The following is a 19,055-nucleotide window of genomic DNA, read 5'->3' on the forward strand; positions in this document are numbered from 1 at the left end:
TTTACTTGCCTCCATATTTATTAATGTGAATTTTCTCCCATTGTAAATGCTCCTCATTAAAAGGCTTGCGTTCCATACCCTTATGTCCTACCGCTATAATGGAAACCACCTGCAACTGCAACGGAATATCAAGCAACGTATGCACGTATTCACCCGAGGGCATCCCGGTAGCGGTAAAACGTTCACGCACCTGTATCCAACAACTTCCCAACCCCAAATCTTCTGCCTGCAACTGGATCATTATGGAAGCAATTGACGCATCTTCAATCCAGACATCACTAGCCAACGGATCAGCCATCACAACTACAGCCATAGCAGCATCCGCTAGGAAAGCCGCCCCCATCTCCTTACAATGGGAAAGTTTTTCCAACATATCCTTATCATCTACCACAATAAACTGCCAGCAATTGCTACGTTTAGAAGACGGAGCCATCAAAGCAGCCTTCAACAAAGCAACCACCTCTTCCTGTGTCAACTCTTGATCCGTGAACTTACGCATGCTGCGTCTGTTCTTTATTAAGTCACTAAATTGTTCCATAATATACCCTGTTAATTTATTTTTCTGCACAAATATACAACTAGAATGTGGATTGATAAACAAAAAACAATAAATTTGCAATTAGAGATGCCTGTCAGATTAAGTACATATCGCAAAGGAAATGCCATTCCCCCTCTGCCGGGAACAAACATTTTCCATTCTACCGAGCTGTTTCATGTCTTTGAAATGACCCGGGGATACGAACCTTTGCTTATCGTTGCCTATATAGGAAACCGTCCTGTAGGCAAACTGCTGGCAGTCATCCGGAAAAGTGTGCGCCTGTTCCCCCCTGCAATCATCAAACGATGCGAAATTTATGGCACAGGCGAGTATTTTGATGAAGAACAGAATAAGGAAGACCTGTTCGGGGAAATATTGGAACATCTCACCAACGAAGTATTATGCAAATCGTTCCTCATCGAGTTCCGCAACTTGGAAAATCCGCTATTCGGATACAAAGCCTTCAGAAAGAACAACTATTTCGCCATTAATTGGCTAAGAGTACGTAATTCACTGCACAGTAAAGCTCCTTACGAACGGCTGAGCATGTCTCGCAGAAGACAAATAAACAAAGCTCTGAGAAATGGTGCCATCATGGAAATAGCCGACAATGAGAAAGATATACAAGATTTCTCACGAATGTTGAAAAAAGCCTATTCCTCACAGATAAGAAAACATTTCCCGGACATCGGCTTTTTCCGGTTATTAGCATGGCAGAACCCGGAAAAAGAATTAGCCAAAGTGTTTCTTGTGAAATATAAAGGCAAAATCATCGGTGGTTCTATCTGTCTTTTCTCAAAAGAAAGTGCCTACCTGTGGTTCTCAGGAAGTATGCGGAAAACCTATGCTTTTCTTTACCCCGGTATTCTGTCCGTATGGGCACCTATTACCTATGCTTACGAAAAAGGATATGCACATTTGGAATTCATGGATGCAGGATTACCGTTCAAAAAGCACGGTTACAGGGACTTTATACTCCGCTTTGGCGGCAAGCAGAGCAGTACACGCCGCTGGTTCCGCTTCAGTTGGAAGTGGCTGAACAAACTCTTGTGCAAATTCTATATTTAACTCATTTTTGTCTTTTTGTCTAAAGTGTTGTGAAGCATCTTGCAAATAAGAAATAAAATTGAAGAAATATTTCTTTATTTAACTCGAAATTACTTTCTTTGTGCAGTTTTATCTGAAAACTTGAGTATAAAACCAAACTATTAAAATTATAAGATCATGAAAATCTCACACATTGAACACCTGGGCATTGCCGTAAAGAGCATTGAAGAGGCCCTGCCGTATTATGAAAACGTATTAGGTCTGAAATGCTACAATATCGAAACAGTAGAGGATCAGAAAGTTAAAACCGCTTTTCTGAAAGTAGGTGATGTTAAAATAGAACTGCTGGAACCTACAAGCCCCGAAAGCACTATCGCAAAGTTCATTGAAAAAAATAATAGCAACGGTGGTATGCATCATCTGGCTTTTGCAGTGGAAGATGGTGTGGCAAATGCGTTAGCCGAAGCTGAAACCACCGGCATCCGTCTCATTGACAAAGCTCCGCGTAAAGGTGCTGAAGGTTTGCAAATTGCTTTTTTACATCCCAAATCAACTTTGGGCGTCCTGACCGAGCTTTGCGAAAAACCATAACACACGAGATCTGACTATTCACGATTGAAGTCAGTATATTTAGTCTGGTTCAAGCGTAAATAGAATTATTTTTTAATCGTAAATTGTAAAATCATAAGTAAAATGAGCAATCAACTTGAAAAAATAAAAGAGCTTATCGAACGCCGGGCTACAGCACGCATGGGTGGAGGTGATAAAGCAATTGCAAAACAGCATGATAAAGGAAAATATACAGCCCGCGAACGCATAGCCATGCTGCTGGATGAGGGCAGTTTCGAAGAAATGGATATGTTTGTGGAACACAGATGCACCAATTTCGGCATGGAGAAAAAACATTATCCGGGCGACGGTGTAGTAACAGGTTGTGGTACCATAGAAGGACGTTTAGTTTACATCTTTGCACAGGATTTCACTGTTTCTGCCGGTTCTCTTTCAGAAACAATGTCTCTGAAAATATGCAAAGTAATGGATCAAGCCATGAAAATGGGTGCTCCCTGTATCGGTATCAACGACTCAGGTGGCGCACGTATTCAAGAAGGTATCAATGCATTGGCTGGTTATGCTGAAATTTTCCAACGCAATATTCTTGCTTCAGGTGTTATTCCGCAGATCTCAGGTATTTTCGGTCCTTGTGCAGGCGGAGCTGTTTACTCTCCTGCGCTGACAGACTTCACCTTGATGATGGAAGGCACATCATATATGTTCCTTACCGGACCGAAAGTGGTAAAGACTGTTACAGGTGAAGATGTAAGCCAGGAAAACTTAGGTGGTGCAAGCGTTCATTCAACCAAATCCGGTGTTACTCATTTTACAGCCAAGACGGAAGAAGAAGGGTTAGCCATGATCCGCAAATTGTTAAGCTATATTCCTCAGAACAATCTGGAAGAAGCTCCCTATGTAGACTGTACCGATCCTATCGACCGTCTGGAAGACTCTTTGAACGAAATTATCCCCGACAGCCCCAACAAACCATACGATATGTATGAGGTGATCAGTGCCATCGTAGATAATGGTGAGTTTTTGGAAGTCCAACCTCACTACGCTAAAAATATCATCATTGGTTTCGCACGTTTCAACGGCCAGTCTGTAGGTATTGTTGCCAACCAGCCCAAATACCTGGCGGGTGTGCTTGACAGCAATGCGTCACGCAAAGGTGCTCGTTTTGTACGTTTCTGCGACGCTTTCAATATACCTCTTGTTTCATTGGTAGATGTTCCGGGATTCCTTCCGGGTACAGGACAAGAATACAACGGTGTAATCCTCCACGGTGCCAAGTTGCTGTATGCTTACGGCGAAGCGACTGTACCCAAAGTGACAATTACCCTGCGTAAATCATACGGCGGATCTCACATTGTAATGAGCTGTAAACAACTTCGCGGTGATATGAATTATGCATGGCCTACTGCCGAAATCGCCGTTATGGGTGGTGCAGGTGCAGTAGAAGTATTATACGCACGCGAAGCCAAAGAACAGGAAAATCCTGCCGCATTCCTAGCCGAAAAAGAAGCTGAATACACCAAGCTGTTCGCCAATCCTTACAATGCTGCCAAATATGGTTACATTGATGATGTGATTGAACCGCGTAATACCCGTTTCCGCATCATCCGTGCATTGCAACAGTTGCAGACTAAGAAATTAACCAATCCGGCTAAGAAGCATGGTAATATTCCTCTTTAATTAAAAATTAAAAATTGAGAATTGAACATGAAGAAATTAAATATAGGAATATTCCTTTCTTTGCTGCTGATGGTGGGGTTATGTTCTTGTGGAGAACAGAAATCGAACACCAAGCTGGTACTGAATGAAGTGCTGATTGAAAATGAGAGCAATTTCCAGGATGACTACGGAGTACACAGCGCATGGATTGAAATATTCAACAGATCATTTGGTAGCGCAGACCTTGCCGGTTGTTTACTGAAGGTGAGCAGCCAGCCTGGAGATACTGCTACTTATTTTATCCCTAAAGGTGATGTATTGACTTTGGTCAAACCTCGCCAGCACGCTTTATTCTGGGCAGACGGCGAACCCAACCGCGGTACTTTCCACACTAATTTCACACTGAATGCCGCAACCGACAATTGGATTGGATTGTATGATTCAGGCAAAAAATTATTGGATCAGATTATTGTTCCGGCAGGCACATTGCAAGCAAACCAATCATACGCACGTGTCAGCGACGCAGCAAATGAATGGGAGGTGAAAGGTTCCAGCGCAGACAAATATGTGACTCCGAGCACCAATAACAAGACTATCAACAGTCATGCAAAGATGGAAAAATTCGAAGAACACGACGGTAGTGGTATCGGTATGGCCATCTCTGCTATGAGCGTTGTATTCTGCGGTCTTCTTTTACTTTTCATTCTCTTCAAATGTGTAGGTAAGATTTCTGTAAACCTGAGCAAGCGCAATGCCATGAAGGTAAAAGGTATTACCGACAAGCAAGAAGCCAAAGAAAAGAAATTGGGTGAAGCTCCGGGCGAAGTATTCGCCGCTATCGCCATGGCCATGCATGAAATGCAAAGCGATGTACATGACGTGGAAGAAACCGTTCTTACCATTACCCGTGTAAAACGTAGTTATTCACCGTGGAGTTCCAAGATTTATACCTTGCGTGAAACTCCCCACAAAAAGTAAGTCACCAATAAAAAGATAAAATGATGAAAGAATATAAATATAAGATCAACGGTAACGTATACAAAGTTGCCATTGGAGATATAGAAGACAATATCGCTCATGTTGAAGTGAACGGTACTCCTTACAAAGTGGAAATGGAAAAAGCTCCGAAAGCTGTAGTGAAACCGGTAGTTCGTCCTGTATCAACCAGCCCTGCTCCGGCACCAGCTACAGTAGTAAAGCCTGCTGCAACTTCTACAGGTAAATCGGGCGTTAAATCTCCGTTGCCGGGGGTAATCCTTGATATCAAGGTAAATGTGGGTGATACCGTAAAAAAGGGGCAAACCATCATTATCCTTGAAGCTATGAAGATGGAAAATAACATCAATGCAGACAAAGACGGCAAGATCACCGCAATCAATGTAAGTAAAGGAGAATCCGTTCTCGAAGGTACTGACCTTGTAATTATTGAATAATATGGGAGAATTTATCAACTTTTTAGGGAATAACCTAGCTGACTTTTGGACATATACGGGTTTTGCCAATGCTACTGTTGGTCATATCGTAATGATCCTGATAGGTTTATTCTTCATATACCTTGCCGTGGCCAAGGAATTTGAGCCGATGTTGCTCATTCCTATCGGTTTCGGTATCTTGATCGGTAATATTCCTTTCAACATGGAAGCCGGACTGAAAGTCGGCATCTATGAGGAAGGTTCTGTTCTTAATATTTTATATCAAGGAGTTACCTCCGGATGGTATCCACCACTTATCTTTTTAGGTATCGGTGCAATGACGGATTTCTCGGCATTGATTTCAAATCCTAAACTGATGTTGATTGGTGCTGCCGCACAGTTTGGTATTTTCGGTGCATACATGATTGCATTGGCAATGGGCTTTGATCCGATGCAGGCTGGTGCTATCGGCATCATCGGTGGTGCGGACGGTCCGACAGCAATCTTCCTTTCATCCAAACTGGCGCCTAACCTGATGGGAGCTATTGCGGTATCTGCCTATTCATACATGGCATTGGTACCGGTTATCCAGCCGCCTATCATGCGTCTGCTCACTACCAAGCACGAACGTTTGATCCGTATGAAACCACCACGCGTCGTTTCTCATACAGAAAAAGTAATGTTCCCTATCATTGGTTTGTTGCTTACTTGTTTTCTGGTTCCGTCGGGTCTGCCTCTATTGGGTATGCTTTTCTTTGGTAACTTATTGAAAGAAAGCGGTGTAACCCGTCGCTTGGCAGAAACTGCCCGCGGTCCGCTGATTGATACCATTACCATCTTATTAGGATTGACAGTAGGTGCTTCCACGCAAGCTTCAGAATTCCTTACCATTGATTCGATTTTGATTTTCGCGCTGGGTGCATTGTCATTCATCATTGCTACCGCTTCGGGAGTTATCTTCGTAAAGATATTCAACTTGGTATTAGGTAAGGATAACAAAATCAATCCGCTTATCGGTAATGCCGGTGTATCTGCTGTTCCTGACTCGGCACGTATCTCTCAGGTTATCGGTCTGGAATATGATCCTACCAACTACTTGCTGATGCATGCCATGGGTCCCAACGTAGCCGGTGTAATCGGTTCTGCCGTAGCTGCCGGTATTTTACTTGGGTTCTTGATGTAATTCATTGAACAACAATAAATAAAATCCTCTTCAACTAATATGTGGAAGAGGATTTTTTATTGATATAGATTAAGAAATGAATGATTTATTATGATTTTTGAACGATTAGTTATATAAGATATGCTGAAAAACATATAAATTTGCCGCCGTAAAACCAAACTAAATTAAACGAAGATGGAAAAGAAAACAGTTAAGTACCATATTCCCCAACACGGAATATATATGTACGCACGTACTAATTCTGGGAAAACTGAACTCATTGTCCTAAACAGCACCGATGCCGAACAAGTGGTGGCAAATGACCACTACCGCATAATGACAAATGATTCAAAAAGCGGTAAAGAACTTATCAGTGGCAAAAAAATTGACCTTACCAAAAATATGACAGTCGGTGCACGTCAATCATTGATTATTGAATTATAATTGTTTTTTTAAGGTAAGAAGGTAAAATGAGAAAGTAAGAATAAAGGCGGCTTTTATTAAAGGGCCGCCTTTATTTATATCTCTGTCCACCTCTTTTATTTACGTGAAACAATTGTCCCTGTAGCTTGATTAGTAGGCATAACCAACATTTCTGCAATCTGCATATATTCCGGTACGGAAGCTGCAAAATAAACCGTTTCCGCAATATCATCTCCCGTCAATGGACGAATGCCTTTATATACATTATCCGCCTTTTCCTTATCTCCCCGGAAACGAACAACTGAAAAATTTGTTTCCACCAGCCCCGGTTTGATATTAGTCACTCTCAATGGAGTATCAACTAAATCTATACGCAGTCCATCCGATAAAGCTTTCACAGCAGCCTTTGTAGCACAATACACACTACCTCCCGGATAAGCAGCATCTCCGGCAATAGAACCAATATTAATAATATGTCCTCGTTTACGTTCCACCATTCCCGGTACGATCAGGCGTGTCATTGCCAGCAAAGCCTTAATATTAGTATCTATGACAATATCCCACTCATCCAGACTGCCTTCCTGTTCTTTATCCGTACCGATAACCAACCCAGCATTATTCACCAATATATCAATGGATTGCCATTCCTTGGGCAATGATTCCAAAGCAGACGTTGCCGCTTTACGGTCGCGCACGTCAAAAGGAAGCAAATATATTTTCGCACCATATTGCTTTTCTAATTCTTCTTTCAATGCACTCAGTTTATTTACGTTACGGGCATTTAAAATCAAACTTGCTCCCTGTGAAGCAAACTTGCGAGCGCATCCGGCACCGATACCGCTGGAAGCTCCTGTGATAAAAACAATCTTATCCATTTTATTATTTCGATTTATTAAAGAACTTACTGAAAAATAGTATTTGATAGTCTATGGCATTATTCCAATACCTGCCTGTATGCCCACCCGGACGGATGATAAAGTCATGATTTATTTTCTTCTTCAACAGTTTTTCGTGTACAGCCTTATTCACTTCCAGAAAAAAATCATCACAACCGCAATCTATTATAACAGCCAAATCACCATTCTTTATCTTATCCAACTGATTAATTACCGTATGTTCGTCCCATCTCTGCTTGTTGCTCGCTTCTTCACCTAATTGCTTCTTCATCTCCCAATTATTGGGAAACGGACGGATATCTAAACCTCCACTCATACTACCTCCTCCTCCAAAGACATCTTTATGACGGATGGATAACCATAAACTTCCATGACCACCCATACTTAACCCGGTGACAGCACGTCCCCCTCTCTCCGCTTTCGTAGTAAAATTCTTATCAATATAGTTCACCAATTCTTTTGACACGAATGTTTCATAACGGTACTCCTTGTTCAAAGGGCTGTCCCAATACCAACTGTTCTTCCCGTCCGGACAAACAAAAATGATTCCTTCCTTATCAGCTATCCGAGGTAATTCCGGTTTTATCCCGAGCCATGTTCCCGCATTGCCCCCATATCCGTGAAGCAGATAAAGTACGGGACATTTTTCACCTGCCATGGCTTTATCCGGACAGATGGTAATTACCTGAACCTCTTTATTCATTGCATCGCTATGTACCGACAAAGTATCCACCTTAGCTGCCTGCATTCCTACAGACAAACAGCAGCTTCCTATCAAAAAAGCCCAATATCGTTTTTTCATGTATATAAAAAATTACCCGATGTAAAGGTACAATATAATTTGCAATTTAGTTGCATCTTCTTTCCGCTATCTTTGTTGTCATAAATAAAAAGAAACAATGAAAAAAATAAAATTAGAATCAGTTTTCAATGAATTCACTTTAATGGGAATAGCTGTATCAGGAGCATTCTATCTAGGAGAATACTGGGAAGGTATTGCCGTTATTCTGTTCTATCTCATAGGTGAATGGTTCCAACACAAAGCTGTACACAAAGCACGCAGCGACATCAAAGCATTATTGGATGTACGTCCCGAAACAGCCACTGTAATATATAACAACACATATAAAATAACAGTACCGGAAAAAGTACAGCCAGGAGAAACCATTGAAGTAAAAGTTGGAGAAAAAGTACCTCTAGACGGATTTTTACTGGAAGATTCCGCTTCATTTAATACGACCGCCCTAACCGGAGAAAGTGTTCCCCGGACTCTATATAAACAAGAAGAAGTTTTAGCAGGAATGATCGCTTCAGATAAAGTGGTACGGATCAAAGTAAACAAACCGTATGATCAAAGTACGTTAGCACGTATCCTCACTTTAGTACAAGATGCAGCAGAAAGAAAAGCCCCTGCCGAATTATTTATCCGCCGTTTTGCACGAATTTATACACCGATAGTGACAGGACTGGCAATACTAGTTGTCATACTCCCCTATTTATACTCTCTGATAAAACCTGAATTCATTTTTGTTTTTGATGATTGGTTCTATCGGGCTTTAGTATTCCTAGTCATATCATGTCCTTGCGCATTAGTGGTCAGCATTCCATTAGGATACTTTGGAGGTATTGGTGCCGCATCTCACAAAGGGATTCTTTTCAAAGGGGGTAATTATCTAGATGCCATAACCCAAATAAACACCGTAGTATTCGATAAAACCGGAACACTCACCCAAGGTGTATTCAGTGTCCAGGCAATATCGGCAGCCGAAGGTGTTTCGCAAAAAGAACTGCTTCAACTTATCGCCTCTATAGAGAGTTTCAGCAATCATCCTATCGCAAAAGCCATTGTCAAATATGCAGAAGAACAAAATATATCCCTTAACTCGTCACTGAAAATAACCGAATTTGCCGGATATGGAATAAAAGCCGTAACAAACGGTAAAGAAGTATATGTAGGAAATGCACGGTTATTATCAAAATACGGCATCTCTTTTCCCTATGAAATCAGCGACATGACAGAAACAATCGTGTTATGTGCAATGGAAAACAAATATTTGGGATATCTTTCATTGGCGGATACACCAAAACCAGATGCTGTACAAGCCATCCGCGAACTGAAAGACTTAAATATTAATAATATTCAAATATTATCGGGAGACAAACAGACAATTGTTTCTAATTTAGCCGAAAAGATAGGTGTCACACAGGCTTTCGGCGATTTGCTACCCGAAGGTAAGGTAGCACATTTAGAACAATTAAAAGCAAATTCTGAAAATCGTGTAGCTTTTGTAGGAGACGGTATCAATGATACTCCCGTACTGGCACTCAGCGATGTTGGGATTGCCATGGGTGGCCTAGGATGTGACGCTGCTATAGAAACTGCGGATGTAGTGATACAAACAGACCAACCCAGTAAAGTGGCGGAAGCTATAAAAATAGGGAAACAGACCCATCGCATCGTATGGCAAAATATATCAATGGCATTCGGAGTGAAATTGTTAGTATTGCTATTGGGAGCCGGCGGAATGGCCACTATGTGGGAAGCCATATTTGCAGATGTAGGCGTAGCTTTACTCGCCATTTTTAATGCAATGAGAATACAGAAATGGAAAGAATAAAATGATTTGACCTATGAATGAAACAATCTATTTAAAAAAACTGGAACAGCGGGAAATCAAACCGACAGCCATACGTCTGCTTATTCTAAAAACCATGATGCAGCACAAAGAAGCATTTTCACTGTTGGATTTGGAAAACGAATTGGATACGGTAGACAAATCAACCATCTACCGCACCATAACCCTTTTTTTAGCCCATCATCTGATTCATGGCATTGATGACGGTACAGGATCGTTAAAATATGCAGTTTGCAGCAATGATTGCAATTGTGAGGTAGACGACCTCCACACTCACTTCTACTGTGAGAACTGTCACCGCACGTTTTGTATGAAAAGTATCCACGTGCCCATCGTGACACTACCTCCCGGATTCACCGTACAAAGTATCAATTATGTCCTGAAAGGTCTATGTTCGGAATGCTCTCATCAGCATATATAACTATTGCCAGAAAAGGAAATCAACCCCAAAGCCCAGTTGATATAATCCAATGCAGGCATCCGAATTTACTGATCGGATGCCATTCATCTAATTGTCTGTTATTCAAAGCTGTAATATTTTCTTATATAGTATCCGCCCTTTTAATGAACATCAATCAAGAAATACAGTATTTTTATTTGGGAGCAAGAAACTTCTTAGTCAGCCATTTTCTCACAGGCTCATCATACAGTTTCAGACACAGGCAAGCCAAAATGACACTCAAAACAAAAACACCCACAGCTACATACCAAGTTTCTCCCAATGTATAAAGTTTATTCTCAATCAACCATGCGTAGAACAAATACATCAACGGATAATGTACTACATAAACCGGATAGGATATATCTCCCAAGAACTTGCATATCTTTGTAGACTGCTTATCCGTAGTAGTACCCGACGCCCCCAGCCACACAAGAAAAGGAAAAACCACAATTACACAAAAAGCTTCATAAATACCATTCATGCAAATCGGCTCCAATCCTTCCAGATAAGGAACCGAGAACAGCGCAATCAGTATAATAGTACATATCCAAAACGCCCCATTCACCTTCATAGGCTTGAAGTTACGCGACATCAACATACCCAATGAAAATGGGAAAAGCATACGCAAAGTTCCACCTAAAAAATTCACTCCGTCGAGTGTCCATCCCACTCCCATATTCCCATAACCAGACACATTGAAAACAGCGAATGACGCTAATGCCATACCCAGCATCACAACCAGCACAGCCAATGCTTTATTAGATAACCGACGAATGAACAACGCATAAAGAATATTACCTATATACTCAAAAAACAGGGACCAGCAAGGTCCGTTCAACGGAAACATCTCACCATTACCACGAACTTCATATCCCACACCCGGCATGGCAGGAATAAAGAATATTGTACAAAGTAAAGACAACATAATCATGGAAATAGCGACATGCGTTCCATCCCATTGCACACAACCCTGAATACAGAACGTAATAGCTCCCAAAACAGCACCCATAATTACCATCGGATGAAGACGGATCAAACGGCGTTTGAAAAAGTCTTTCATAGTGAAATTCTTCCCCCAACGGTCATCATACGCATAACCGATAACAAACCCCGAAAGAATAAAAAAGAAATCCACAGCAAGATACCCGTGGTTGAGAGTTTCGATATTGCCGGCACTAGCAAAAGCAAAACCTTCAAATACATGATACCATATTACCATAAGAGCAGCAACTCCTCTCAATCCATCAAGAAGATCATAATGAGGCTTTGTATCAGTAAATGCTGCAGAAGAGATTTTTTCCATAATAAATTAATAGATTTAATAATTGATTCTTTTTAACTGTTACTAATAATGCTGCAAAGTTACACAACTTAAAGGCTTTTAAATTTGTCCTATGACAAAAAATCAGCAATACATAAATTATTTCTTAGCTCGGAGACGACTAAGTGTGGGAAGTGTTATACCCAAATAAGATGCAATATACCTTAACTTCACCCGTTGGCATATCTGAGGAAACTGTTGTTTAAACTCCTCATATCTTTCCTTTGCTGGCAAAGTCAGCCGTTCTTTGTGAGAACGATGCAAACGCCTGTACTCATTTTGATGAATAATCCTCCCCCAATTAGCCAATTCAATATTAGTCTGAAACAGTCTGGTTAAATCAGCTAATGATATTTTGTAAACAACTACATCTTCAAGCGTTTCCACAAATTCCTCGCTCGGCTTATTATAGTACAACTCGTCCATACTGAAAACAATACCTCCTTCCCATGAAAAGGAGGTTGTTATTTCTTCTCCATTTACAAGCCAGAAAGAACGTGTCATTCCTTTTTCTATGAAATAAGCTGATTTACAAAATGTATTCTCCTTTATTAACTGATATTTCTTAGGGAAACGACATAAAATCATACATTTTTTCAGTTCTTGTATCGTATCTTCAGAAACCGGACACAAAGAGAGCATATTATCTATAATGTTTGTCATAAAACCGTAGTCCATTTAAAATACATATAAACACACCCGATATAAACACGGGATATACCTTTTTTTTCTTTTCAGCCAAAAGTACAAATATATATTGGAAAACGACATCATTTTTCCAAATAATCGGAGTTTCCAAGACCACTCCATACAAGAATGTCCATATACCTCTTTTATTTATTACTTTTTGTTCAAATTACAAAGATAAAGCATTAAAATGCCAACCAGACTTTTAAAACATCCCATCGCTTAATGCACCAACTCTAAAAGTATTTCAATAGCCTCCAAATCACTTTTCATATAATCTATCAGAAATTTCATACCAAGAAAACCCCAAAGAAATACCAAAGAATTGAACATTTTTTATGAAAAACAGCCCTTGACAGATTAGCGGATGCAGGCTATTTTTGCATTTTAACAATTATAACCCTTAAAACAAAAAACATTTACTTTGCAGTATGAAGTATTTATTATCGGAAGAATAAATTCTTAATTAATAATCTGCTACTGCTTTAACCAACAAGTCCAATCACATGAAAAAAATTATAACATTACTTTTAATATTGTTGTTTGCCACAAAAAGCACTTTCTCCCAATCGCCAAACAATATAGAGAAGTTCGTCGTAGTCAGTGTAAATGATAAAGATAGTATTTTAAACAAAATAAAAATGTCTGCTCCCCAATTCTACAACATCGGAAAAGGTAAACGTATAGAGGTCAAAGTATGCAATGAAGACAGCATACAAATAAGAAGAGTACGCTGTCTTTTATATTATTCCAACTCCGGCAAGAAAGAATGTATAGGAAAAATATGGATTTCTCCTCTTATTGGCTACGAAACCTGCTATTTTTGCATGAACGTGGATATCCCCCTAACAAAAGATGAATGGCATAAACTAACTTTCCGAATAAAGAGAGGAAAAAATTATAAGGATTACAAATTCTTGAAACAGCAAGTACAAGAATAAAACATTTGATAATAAGAGAGAGATTGACAAGAATAAGAACAAGTAAGAATTGTTTTTATTTTAAGTTTCAGCCTTAAAATAAATCTAGATTTATTTCATACCATTCTGATTATTTGTATATTTGTCTCTTGATAATAAAATTATGCAATTTATTAATTTACAAAAACGATGAGCTATATCCAAAACAATCTACAAGCTGGTGAAGAAATTAAATACAAAGCAGATATTCACTGGTATATATTTGCATATCCGGTAATACTACTATTATTAAGCGCCTTCTTTTCTTCCGCACAAACCGGATTATTCTATTATGTCAGCATATTTCTATTGTTGTCAGGATTATTCCAATTGATAAAAAGAATTCTTCTTAAGATGGGAGCTGAATATGTTGTCACAAACAAGAAAGTCATTCTAAAATCCGGTATTTTAAACCGGGATGCCCTTGAATTGGTTTTAAACAAATGCGAAGGAATACGGATTAATCAAAGCCTCATGGGACGTATGCTCGGTTTTGGTTCTATTGTAGTTACTACAGGCGGGGTCACCAACAAATTTGACTTTATCACCAATCCTATAAAGTTCAGAAACGAAATCAATGCACAAATTCAATAAGAATAAGTGAAAAGCATTTAAAGAAATACAAAGAGAACGGGTATAAACACGCTTTTGCACATACATCCATACAAGGCTATACCTACGTACGTACGAGCTTATGCGTATGTATATGTAAAATGCCTCAGTCCAGAATAAAATTCCATATCAAAGACAAGGGCGTTTTAAAAAAAGATCAAGAGCTTTTTAAAAAAGATAACCGCCTTTTTTTAAAAGAACAAGAGCTTTTTTTAAAATGTCTTGTTCTTTTTTACCGCTGCCGCGAATCCGTAAGCTATCATTTCGTGGAAGTTTCCTCTTTCATGCGCATTTCTTACGAGGAAAAGGCTTGAAAACGCCCTACTTTATACCAGGCAGGAACTGTCTATAAAAAAGGATATATAGCTGACAGCAAGCATATTATGTGAAAATCAACTTCAAAACGTAGTGAGGGCATGAGAGTATAAGTGAGAGCAATTTTTTTTACTATTATCATATAAGTCATTCATAATAAACCCATTATACATACAGTGAGGGCATGAGGGCATAAATGCTCCCGAACTTTCTAATGAAAAAGATAATACGTCAAAGACACTTCCGGAAATTTATCAGAAAACAAAATGATCTTTATAAAAGTAAAGTCCGTTGCAAGTGATATGCTTATTTGCCATGCACCAAAAACAAAAAATCCCCCGTAAAGTATTAATTTACAGGGGATTTTCTTTGTTTTGTAATTCTTTCCAGCGGAGAGACAGGCTCTCGAACTTATACTTTCACAGAATATCATAAAACTGCAAACGACTGATAATCAAGTGTAAATTACAATATAGAGTAAAAGTAAATGTTTCTAAATGTCTTTTGCTATCTCAATAATTGGGTGTATATTTGGGTGTAGAATTTCAAACGCACCCAATTATGAATATCAAGCGCAACATCATTTTTGCATTGGAGAGCCGGAAAAAGAACGGTGTGCCAATCGTAGAGAACGTACCCATCCGTATGCGTGTCATCTTTGCCAGCCAACGCATCGAGTTTACAACGGGCTACCGGATTGACGTAGCCAAATGGGATGCAGATAAGCAGCGGGTAAAGAACGGATGTACCAACAAGCTAAAGCAAAGTGCAGCCGAAATCAATACGGACTTGCTGAAATACTATGCCGAAATCCAGAATATTTTCAAGGAATTTGAGGTGCAGGAGGTCATGCCAACGACCCAACAGTTGAAGGAAGCTTTCAACATGAGAATGAAAGACACCAGCGAAGAACAGCCGGAAGAAGCCCCTGTCAGCTTTTGGGAGGTGTTCGATGAGTTTGTAAAAGAGTGCGGTAACCAGAATAACTGGACGGCATCCACCTATGAAAAATTTGCAGCAGTGAGGAACCACCTCAAAGAGTTCAAGGAGGATGCAACGTTCAACTATTTCAACGAGTTTGGATTGAACGAATACGTCAACTTCCTGCGTGACACCAAGGATATGAGAAACAGCACCATCGGCAAGCAAATGGGATTCCTCAAATGGTTCCTGCGCTGGAGCTTCAAGAAAGGACATCATCAGAACATTGCATACGATACGTTCAAACCGAAACTGAAAACCACCTCGAAAAAAGTAATCTTCCTGACTTGGGATGAACTGAACAAGCTGAAAGACTACCAGATACCCAAGGATAAGCAATACCTGGAACGTGTGCGTGATGTTTTCCTGTTCTGCTGCTTTACGAGTTTGCGGTATTCGGATGTTCGCAATCTGAAAAGAAGCGATGTGAAGTCCGACCACATCGAAATAACCACAGTCAAGACTGCCGACAGCCTGACGATTGAACTGAACAAATACAGCAAAGCCATACTGGACAAATACAAGGACATCCATTTCGAGAATTACATGGCTCTGCCCGTCATCAGCAACCAGAAGATGAACGATTACCTGAAAGAGCTGGGCGAACTGGCAGAAATCAACGAGCCTGTACGGGAAACCTACTACAAGGGAAATGAACGTATTGATGAAGTCACACCCAAATACGCTTTGCTCAGTACCCATGCAGGAAGAAGGACATTCATCTGCAATGCGCTGGCTCTCGGAATCCCGGCACAGGTGGTCATGAAATGGACGGGACACAGCGACTACAAAGCTATGAAACCCTACATTGACATAGCGGATGATATTAAGGCAAATGCCATGAACAAGTTTAATCAACTATAAAAGTATCAAACAGTTTCATAGATAGTTACCAATGACTATATTTGTAGAAATTATCATCACAATATGAGCAACAAGGAATCCAACATAGAGAAAACGAATTTTGATACATTCATACAAGCGGTCGGTTCGGAAATAGAACAGGCACAAGTAAGGCTGATTGTTGCAGCCAATGCACAAATGCTGTTCCATTACTGGAAGATAGGCAATTACATCCTTTATCACCAGCAGCTGCACGGATGGGGAAGCAAAATCATCAAGCAGTTGGCAAAGGCTATCCGACTGCATTACCCTGAAAAGAAAGGCTATTCGGAACGTAACCTTACCTATATGTGCCAGTTTGCAAAAGCATATCCTTTAAGAGCGTTGCAAAGTTTCATAGAAACAGATGCAAGCCTGTCTGTCCCAACCATACAGAGTGTGACCAATGAAGTATTAAAACTGAATGACAAGCAATTTACGCAGGAACTTACTGCGCAAATACAATCGATTGATTGTCAATCATTAGCAATTACGCAGGAAGTTCCTGCGCAATTTGAAGATGTGGGAAAAACCGTGTCTGCCATTTACAGGATGGGAATCAGGGAAATAGAAGAAGTTTTCTTGACCTCTCCTATAGCCAAAATAAACTGGACAAGCCAAATGACTATACTTGACAGTTCGCTACCTTTAGGTCTAAGCTACTGGTACATGAAGCAGTCTGTGGAAATAGGATGGAGCAGCAATGTATTGAAAATGCAAATTGACAGTGATTTGTATAGCCGACAAATCAGCAACAACAAGGTAAACAATTTCACGACCACACTTCCGGCTCCACAAAGCGACCTTGCCAATTACCTACTCAAAGACCCGTACATCTTTGATTTGGCAGGAGCCAAAGAAAAAGCAGACGAAAGGGATATTGAAGAACAGCTGGTGAAACACGTTACCCGCTACCTGTTGGAAATGGGCAACGGTTTTGCCTTCGTTGCCCGGCAGAAGCACTTCCAAGTCGGAAACAGCGATTTCTTTGCCGACCTGATTCTATATTCCATTCCGTTGCACGCATATATCGTGGTAGAATTAAAGGCTACCCCATTCAAACCGGAGTATGCAGGACAACTGAACTTCTACATCAATGTGGTGGATGATAAACTGAGGGGAGAGAATGACAACAAGACTATCGGGTTGTTGCTATGCAAGGGAAAAGACGAAGTTGTGGCACAATACGCATTGACAGGCTATGACCAGCCCATCGGCATCAGCGATTACCAATTGAGCAAAGCGATTCCCGAGAAACTGAAATCAGCGTTGCCCAGCGTGGAAGAAGTGGAAGAAGAACTGGCCTCTTTCCTTGACAAAGACAATAACACTCAAAAATAGTTGCGTCCATGAAAGATGTAATTACAACGCTGATTCCCCGATACGGAGAATTGAACAGAATATATAAAGACTGGTTTGATAATAAAGGTTTCTCTTTTGAAAAGCAGAAATTCATTACCAAGTTCTATCTGGACTACAATGATGTAACGGTTCTTGAAACAGCCATTCTTGAACTGGTGTTTCATCTTCCACAGGAGCAATACACACTGATTCTGAATAGCCTGAAAAAGGAAGTATGCGAAAACATAAGTTATTACAAGAAAGGATGTATGCCGGATGAACAGACCGTTTACAATATCTGCTTCCGAGTTTCAGAAATCTATAAAGAAGCCATAGAAGAACAGCAATACAAGACGACCAAGCTCCATGCTCCGCTAAACGAAGCATACCACCGATACGATTCCATAGGTTATCGGGAACACACTGCAGAGGATGAAAAGCGTGCGGAAATGGAATATGAACGGTGCAAAGATGAATACGAGGAGAAAAAAAACAAGCTGACCGAACTCTACGATCTGCAAAAACAGACCAGAGAGAAAGCCCTGCAATATGCAAAAAGCCGTTTCAATGAAATCTATCGGCTGGGCTGCCACCTCAAAGAGACATTGGCGAAATATGTATTTGATGAAACAAACGAGCCGGAAGAGCCAGCCGAACAAGAACCAAATGCCCCCAACATACAGGAAGAAGTGCTGGGAACGAAACAGACTGAGTATTTCAATATGGAACTGCTTTCGCTCATTCATGTAACCTGCGTGGGAGAACAGTTCGAGAATATTTCCGAACATGATTTCTATACCTGCATGAACCTGCTACCAAGCGACACCAAACCCCAAATCAGACCGAGAGAAAAAATACGTACCTGCTATCTGATATTCCTGATGAGCGAAAAACTGCCCAAACAGGACAGGGAGAATTGGAAGAGGAATATCCTGAAAATATTGGATATTGAGGAAAGCTACTACAAGTCAAAGTACAAAGAGCCTGTTTCCGATTTCCCCAGTGACAGCAACCGGAAATTTGCCAAAGAAATGGATGGTATATTCCGATAATCTGTGATATGCCCTGACATTTTACGAAACAACCACTTTTACCACTCAAATTAAATTTTTGAGTGGTATTTTTATTATCTGATATTCAGATAAATAACAAGATATTCCATTTATATCAACCAC

Annotated in this window: 19 protein-coding genes; 14 read left to right on the forward strand and 5 right to left on the reverse strand. The window is 40.2% G+C overall.

The features are described 5' to 3' along the window. Position 1: 1 nt before the first annotated feature. A complete protein-coding gene (locus AB5062_RS09660) occupies positions 2-538 on the reverse strand; it encodes a nitroreductase family protein (RefSeq protein WP_005848283.1) in 537 nt (178 codons plus the stop codon). 45 nt (positions 539-583) lie between these two features. Here AB5062_RS09660 and AB5062_RS09665 point away from each other — a divergent pair, with 45 nt between their 5' ends. From AB5062_RS09665 to AB5062_RS09695, 7 genes are all read left to right on the forward strand, one after another. Then, the gene (locus AB5062_RS09665; RefSeq protein WP_228680446.1) at positions 584-1,606 is read left to right on the forward strand and encodes a GNAT family N-acetyltransferase; all 1,023 of its coding nucleotides are present in this window, start codon (positions 584-586) and stop codon (positions 1,604-1,606) included. A 156-nt stretch (positions 1,607-1,762) separates the two neighbouring features. Next, positions 1,763-2,176: a methylmalonyl-CoA epimerase gene (gene mce / locus AB5062_RS09670; RefSeq protein WP_117700366.1), complete on the forward strand. Its 414-nt coding sequence runs from the start codon at positions 1,763-1,765 to the stop codon at positions 2,174-2,176. A gap of 102 nt (positions 2,177-2,278) precedes the next feature. After that, positions 2,279-3,832 (forward strand): acyl-CoA carboxylase subunit beta, encoded by a 1,554-nt coding sequence (locus tag AB5062_RS09675; RefSeq protein WP_005847426.1) that lies wholly within the window; start codon positions 2,279-2,281, stop codon positions 3,830-3,832. Between the two features lie 27 nt (positions 3,833-3,859). After that, complete coding sequence (locus AB5062_RS09680; RefSeq protein WP_005847425.1) at positions 3,860-4,789, forward strand: OadG family transporter subunit; 930 nt, start codon at positions 3,860-3,862, stop codon at positions 4,787-4,789. A 23-nt stretch (positions 4,790-4,812) separates the two neighbouring features. After that, the gene (locus tag AB5062_RS09685) at positions 4,813-5,244 is read left to right on the forward strand and encodes a biotin/lipoyl-containing protein (protein ID WP_005848289.1); all 432 of its coding nucleotides are present in this window, start codon (positions 4,813-4,815) and stop codon (positions 5,242-5,244) included. Between the two features lies 1 nt (position 5,245). Then, positions 5,246-6,406, forward strand: a complete 1,161-nt coding sequence (locus AB5062_RS09690; protein WP_005848291.1) for a sodium ion-translocating decarboxylase subunit beta — start codon at positions 5,246-5,248, stop codon at positions 6,404-6,406. A 174-nt stretch (positions 6,407-6,580) separates the two neighbouring features. Continuing rightward, positions 6,581-6,829 carry a cyclomaltodextrinase C-terminal domain-containing protein gene (locus tag AB5062_RS09695; RefSeq protein ID WP_005848293.1) on the forward strand — a complete coding sequence of 83 codons (249 nt, stop codon included), beginning with the start codon at positions 6,581-6,583 and terminating at the stop codon, positions 6,827-6,829. A gap of 95 nt (positions 6,830-6,924) precedes the next feature. Here the strand turns inward: AB5062_RS09695 and AB5062_RS09700 are convergent, their stop codons facing one another. After that, positions 6,925-7,683 (reverse strand): SDR family oxidoreductase, encoded by a 759-nt coding sequence (locus AB5062_RS09700; RefSeq protein WP_005848295.1) that lies wholly within the window; start codon positions 7,681-7,683, stop codon positions 6,925-6,927. A 4-nt stretch (positions 7,684-7,687) separates the two neighbouring features. Further along, positions 7,688-8,506 (reverse strand): alpha/beta hydrolase family protein, encoded by an 819-nt coding sequence (locus AB5062_RS09705; RefSeq protein WP_008670500.1) that lies wholly within the window; start codon positions 8,504-8,506, stop codon positions 7,688-7,690. A 97-nt stretch (positions 8,507-8,603) separates the two neighbouring features. Between AB5062_RS09705 and AB5062_RS09710 the strand changes: the two genes are divergently transcribed. Continuing rightward, the gene (locus AB5062_RS09710; protein WP_008670499.1) at positions 8,604-10,322 is read left to right on the forward strand and encodes a heavy metal translocating P-type ATPase; all 1,719 of its coding nucleotides are present in this window, start codon (positions 8,604-8,606) and stop codon (positions 10,320-10,322) included. Between the two features lie 13 nt (positions 10,323-10,335). After that, positions 10,336-10,761 carry a Fur family transcriptional regulator gene (locus AB5062_RS09715; RefSeq protein ID WP_005847410.1) on the forward strand — a complete coding sequence of 142 codons (426 nt, stop codon included), beginning with the start codon at positions 10,336-10,338 and terminating at the stop codon, positions 10,759-10,761. A gap of 172 nt (positions 10,762-10,933) precedes the next feature. On the opposite strand, the gene AB5062_RS09720 is transcribed toward AB5062_RS09715, so the two are convergent. After that, positions 10,934-12,085, reverse strand: coding sequence for an acyltransferase (locus AB5062_RS09720; protein ID WP_008670498.1), 1,152 nt, complete (start codon positions 12,083-12,085; stop codon positions 10,934-10,936). A gap of 117 nt (positions 12,086-12,202) precedes the next feature. Further along, on the reverse strand, positions 12,203-12,766 hold the full coding sequence (locus AB5062_RS09725) for a Crp/Fnr family transcriptional regulator (protein WP_005848304.1): 564 nt from the start codon (positions 12,764-12,766) through the stop codon (positions 12,203-12,205). A 530-nt stretch (positions 12,767-13,296) separates the two neighbouring features. Between AB5062_RS09725 and AB5062_RS09730 the strand changes: the two genes are divergently transcribed. The 5 genes from AB5062_RS09730 to AB5062_RS09750 all read left to right on the forward strand — a co-directional run bounded on the left by AB5062_RS09730 (position 13,297) and on the right by AB5062_RS09750 (position 18,932). Further along, positions 13,297-13,731, forward strand: a complete 435-nt coding sequence (locus tag AB5062_RS09730) for a hypothetical protein (protein ID WP_005847403.1) — start codon at positions 13,297-13,299, stop codon at positions 13,729-13,731. A 168-nt stretch (positions 13,732-13,899) separates the two neighbouring features. After that, positions 13,900-14,343, forward strand: coding sequence for a PH domain-containing protein (locus AB5062_RS09735; RefSeq protein ID WP_005847401.1), 444 nt, complete (start codon positions 13,900-13,902; stop codon positions 14,341-14,343). A gap of 894 nt (positions 14,344-15,237) precedes the next feature. Next, positions 15,238-16,521 carry a site-specific integrase gene (locus tag AB5062_RS09740; protein WP_004308773.1) on the forward strand — a complete coding sequence of 428 codons (1,284 nt, stop codon included), beginning with the start codon at positions 15,238-15,240 and terminating at the stop codon, positions 16,519-16,521. Between the two features lie 63 nt (positions 16,522-16,584). Beyond that, a complete protein-coding gene (locus AB5062_RS09745) occupies positions 16,585-17,880 on the forward strand; it encodes a YhcG family protein (RefSeq protein ID WP_005924237.1) in 1,296 nt (431 codons plus the stop codon). Positions 17,881-17,888: 8 nt separating this feature from the next. Continuing rightward, a complete protein-coding gene (locus AB5062_RS09750) occupies positions 17,889-18,932 on the forward strand; it encodes a hypothetical protein (protein WP_004308775.1) in 1,044 nt (347 codons plus the stop codon). Positions 18,933-19,055 lie beyond the last annotated feature (123 nt).

It is taken from the genome of Phocaeicola sp. RTP21359st1_B8_RTP21360_211022 (genome assembly GCF_040911965.1).
Classification (GTDB): domain Bacteria; phylum Bacteroidota; class Bacteroidia; order Bacteroidales; family Bacteroidaceae; genus Phocaeicola; species Phocaeicola vulgatus.

Excerpts from the sequence above, each read along its gene's own strand:
- AB5062_RS09665 (WP_228680446.1), top strand. The coding sequence starts at position 584 with ATGTGGATTGATAAACAAAAAACAATAAATTTGCAATTAGAGATGCCT.
- AB5062_RS09675 (WP_005847426.1), top strand. The coding sequence starts at position 2,279 with ATGAGCAATCAACTTGAAAAAATAAAAGAGCTTATCGAACGCCGGGCT.
- AB5062_RS09660 (WP_005848283.1), bottom strand. The coding sequence starts at position 538 with ATGGAACAATTTAGTGACTTAATAAAGAACAGACGCAGCATGCGTAAG.
- AB5062_RS09705 (WP_008670500.1), bottom strand. The coding sequence starts at position 8,506 with ATGAAAAAACGATATTGGGCTTTTTTGATAGGAAGCTGCTGTTTGTCT.
- AB5062_RS09745 (WP_005924237.1), top strand. The coding sequence starts at position 16,585 with ATGAGCAACAAGGAATCCAACATAGAGAAAACGAATTTTGATACATTC.
- AB5062_RS09710 (WP_008670499.1), top strand. The coding sequence starts at position 8,604 with ATGAAAAAAATAAAATTAGAATCAGTTTTCAATGAATTCACTTTAATG.
- AB5062_RS09730 (WP_005847403.1), top strand. The coding sequence starts at position 13,297 with ATGAAAAAAATTATAACATTACTTTTAATATTGTTGTTTGCCACAAAA.
- AB5062_RS09700 (WP_005848295.1), bottom strand. The coding sequence starts at position 7,683 with ATGGATAAGATTGTTTTTATCACAGGAGCTTCCAGCGGTATCGGTGCC.
- AB5062_RS09680 (WP_005847425.1), top strand. The coding sequence starts at position 3,860 with ATGAAGAAATTAAATATAGGAATATTCCTTTCTTTGCTGCTGATGGTG.
- AB5062_RS09735 (WP_005847401.1), top strand. The coding sequence starts at position 13,900 with ATGAGCTATATCCAAAACAATCTACAAGCTGGTGAAGAAATTAAATAC.
- AB5062_RS09685 (WP_005848289.1), top strand. The coding sequence starts at position 4,813 with ATGAAAGAATATAAATATAAGATCAACGGTAACGTATACAAAGTTGCC.
- AB5062_RS09725 (WP_005848304.1), bottom strand. The coding sequence starts at position 12,766 with ATGACAAACATTATAGATAATATGCTCTCTTTGTGTCCGGTTTCTGAA.
- AB5062_RS09720 (WP_008670498.1), bottom strand. The coding sequence starts at position 12,085 with ATGGAAAAAATCTCTTCTGCAGCATTTACTGATACAAAGCCTCATTAT.
- mce (WP_117700366.1), top strand. The coding sequence starts at position 1,763 with ATGAAAATCTCACACATTGAACACCTGGGCATTGCCGTAAAGAGCATT.
- AB5062_RS09715 (WP_005847410.1), top strand. The coding sequence starts at position 10,336 with ATGAATGAAACAATCTATTTAAAAAAACTGGAACAGCGGGAAATCAAA.
- AB5062_RS09740 (WP_004308773.1), top strand. The coding sequence starts at position 15,238 with ATGAATATCAAGCGCAACATCATTTTTGCATTGGAGAGCCGGAAAAAG.
- AB5062_RS09695 (WP_005848293.1), top strand. The coding sequence starts at position 6,581 with ATGGAAAAGAAAACAGTTAAGTACCATATTCCCCAACACGGAATATAT.
- AB5062_RS09690 (WP_005848291.1), top strand. The coding sequence starts at position 5,246 with ATGGGAGAATTTATCAACTTTTTAGGGAATAACCTAGCTGACTTTTGG.
- AB5062_RS09750 (WP_004308775.1), top strand. The coding sequence starts at position 17,889 with ATGAAAGATGTAATTACAACGCTGATTCCCCGATACGGAGAATTGAAC.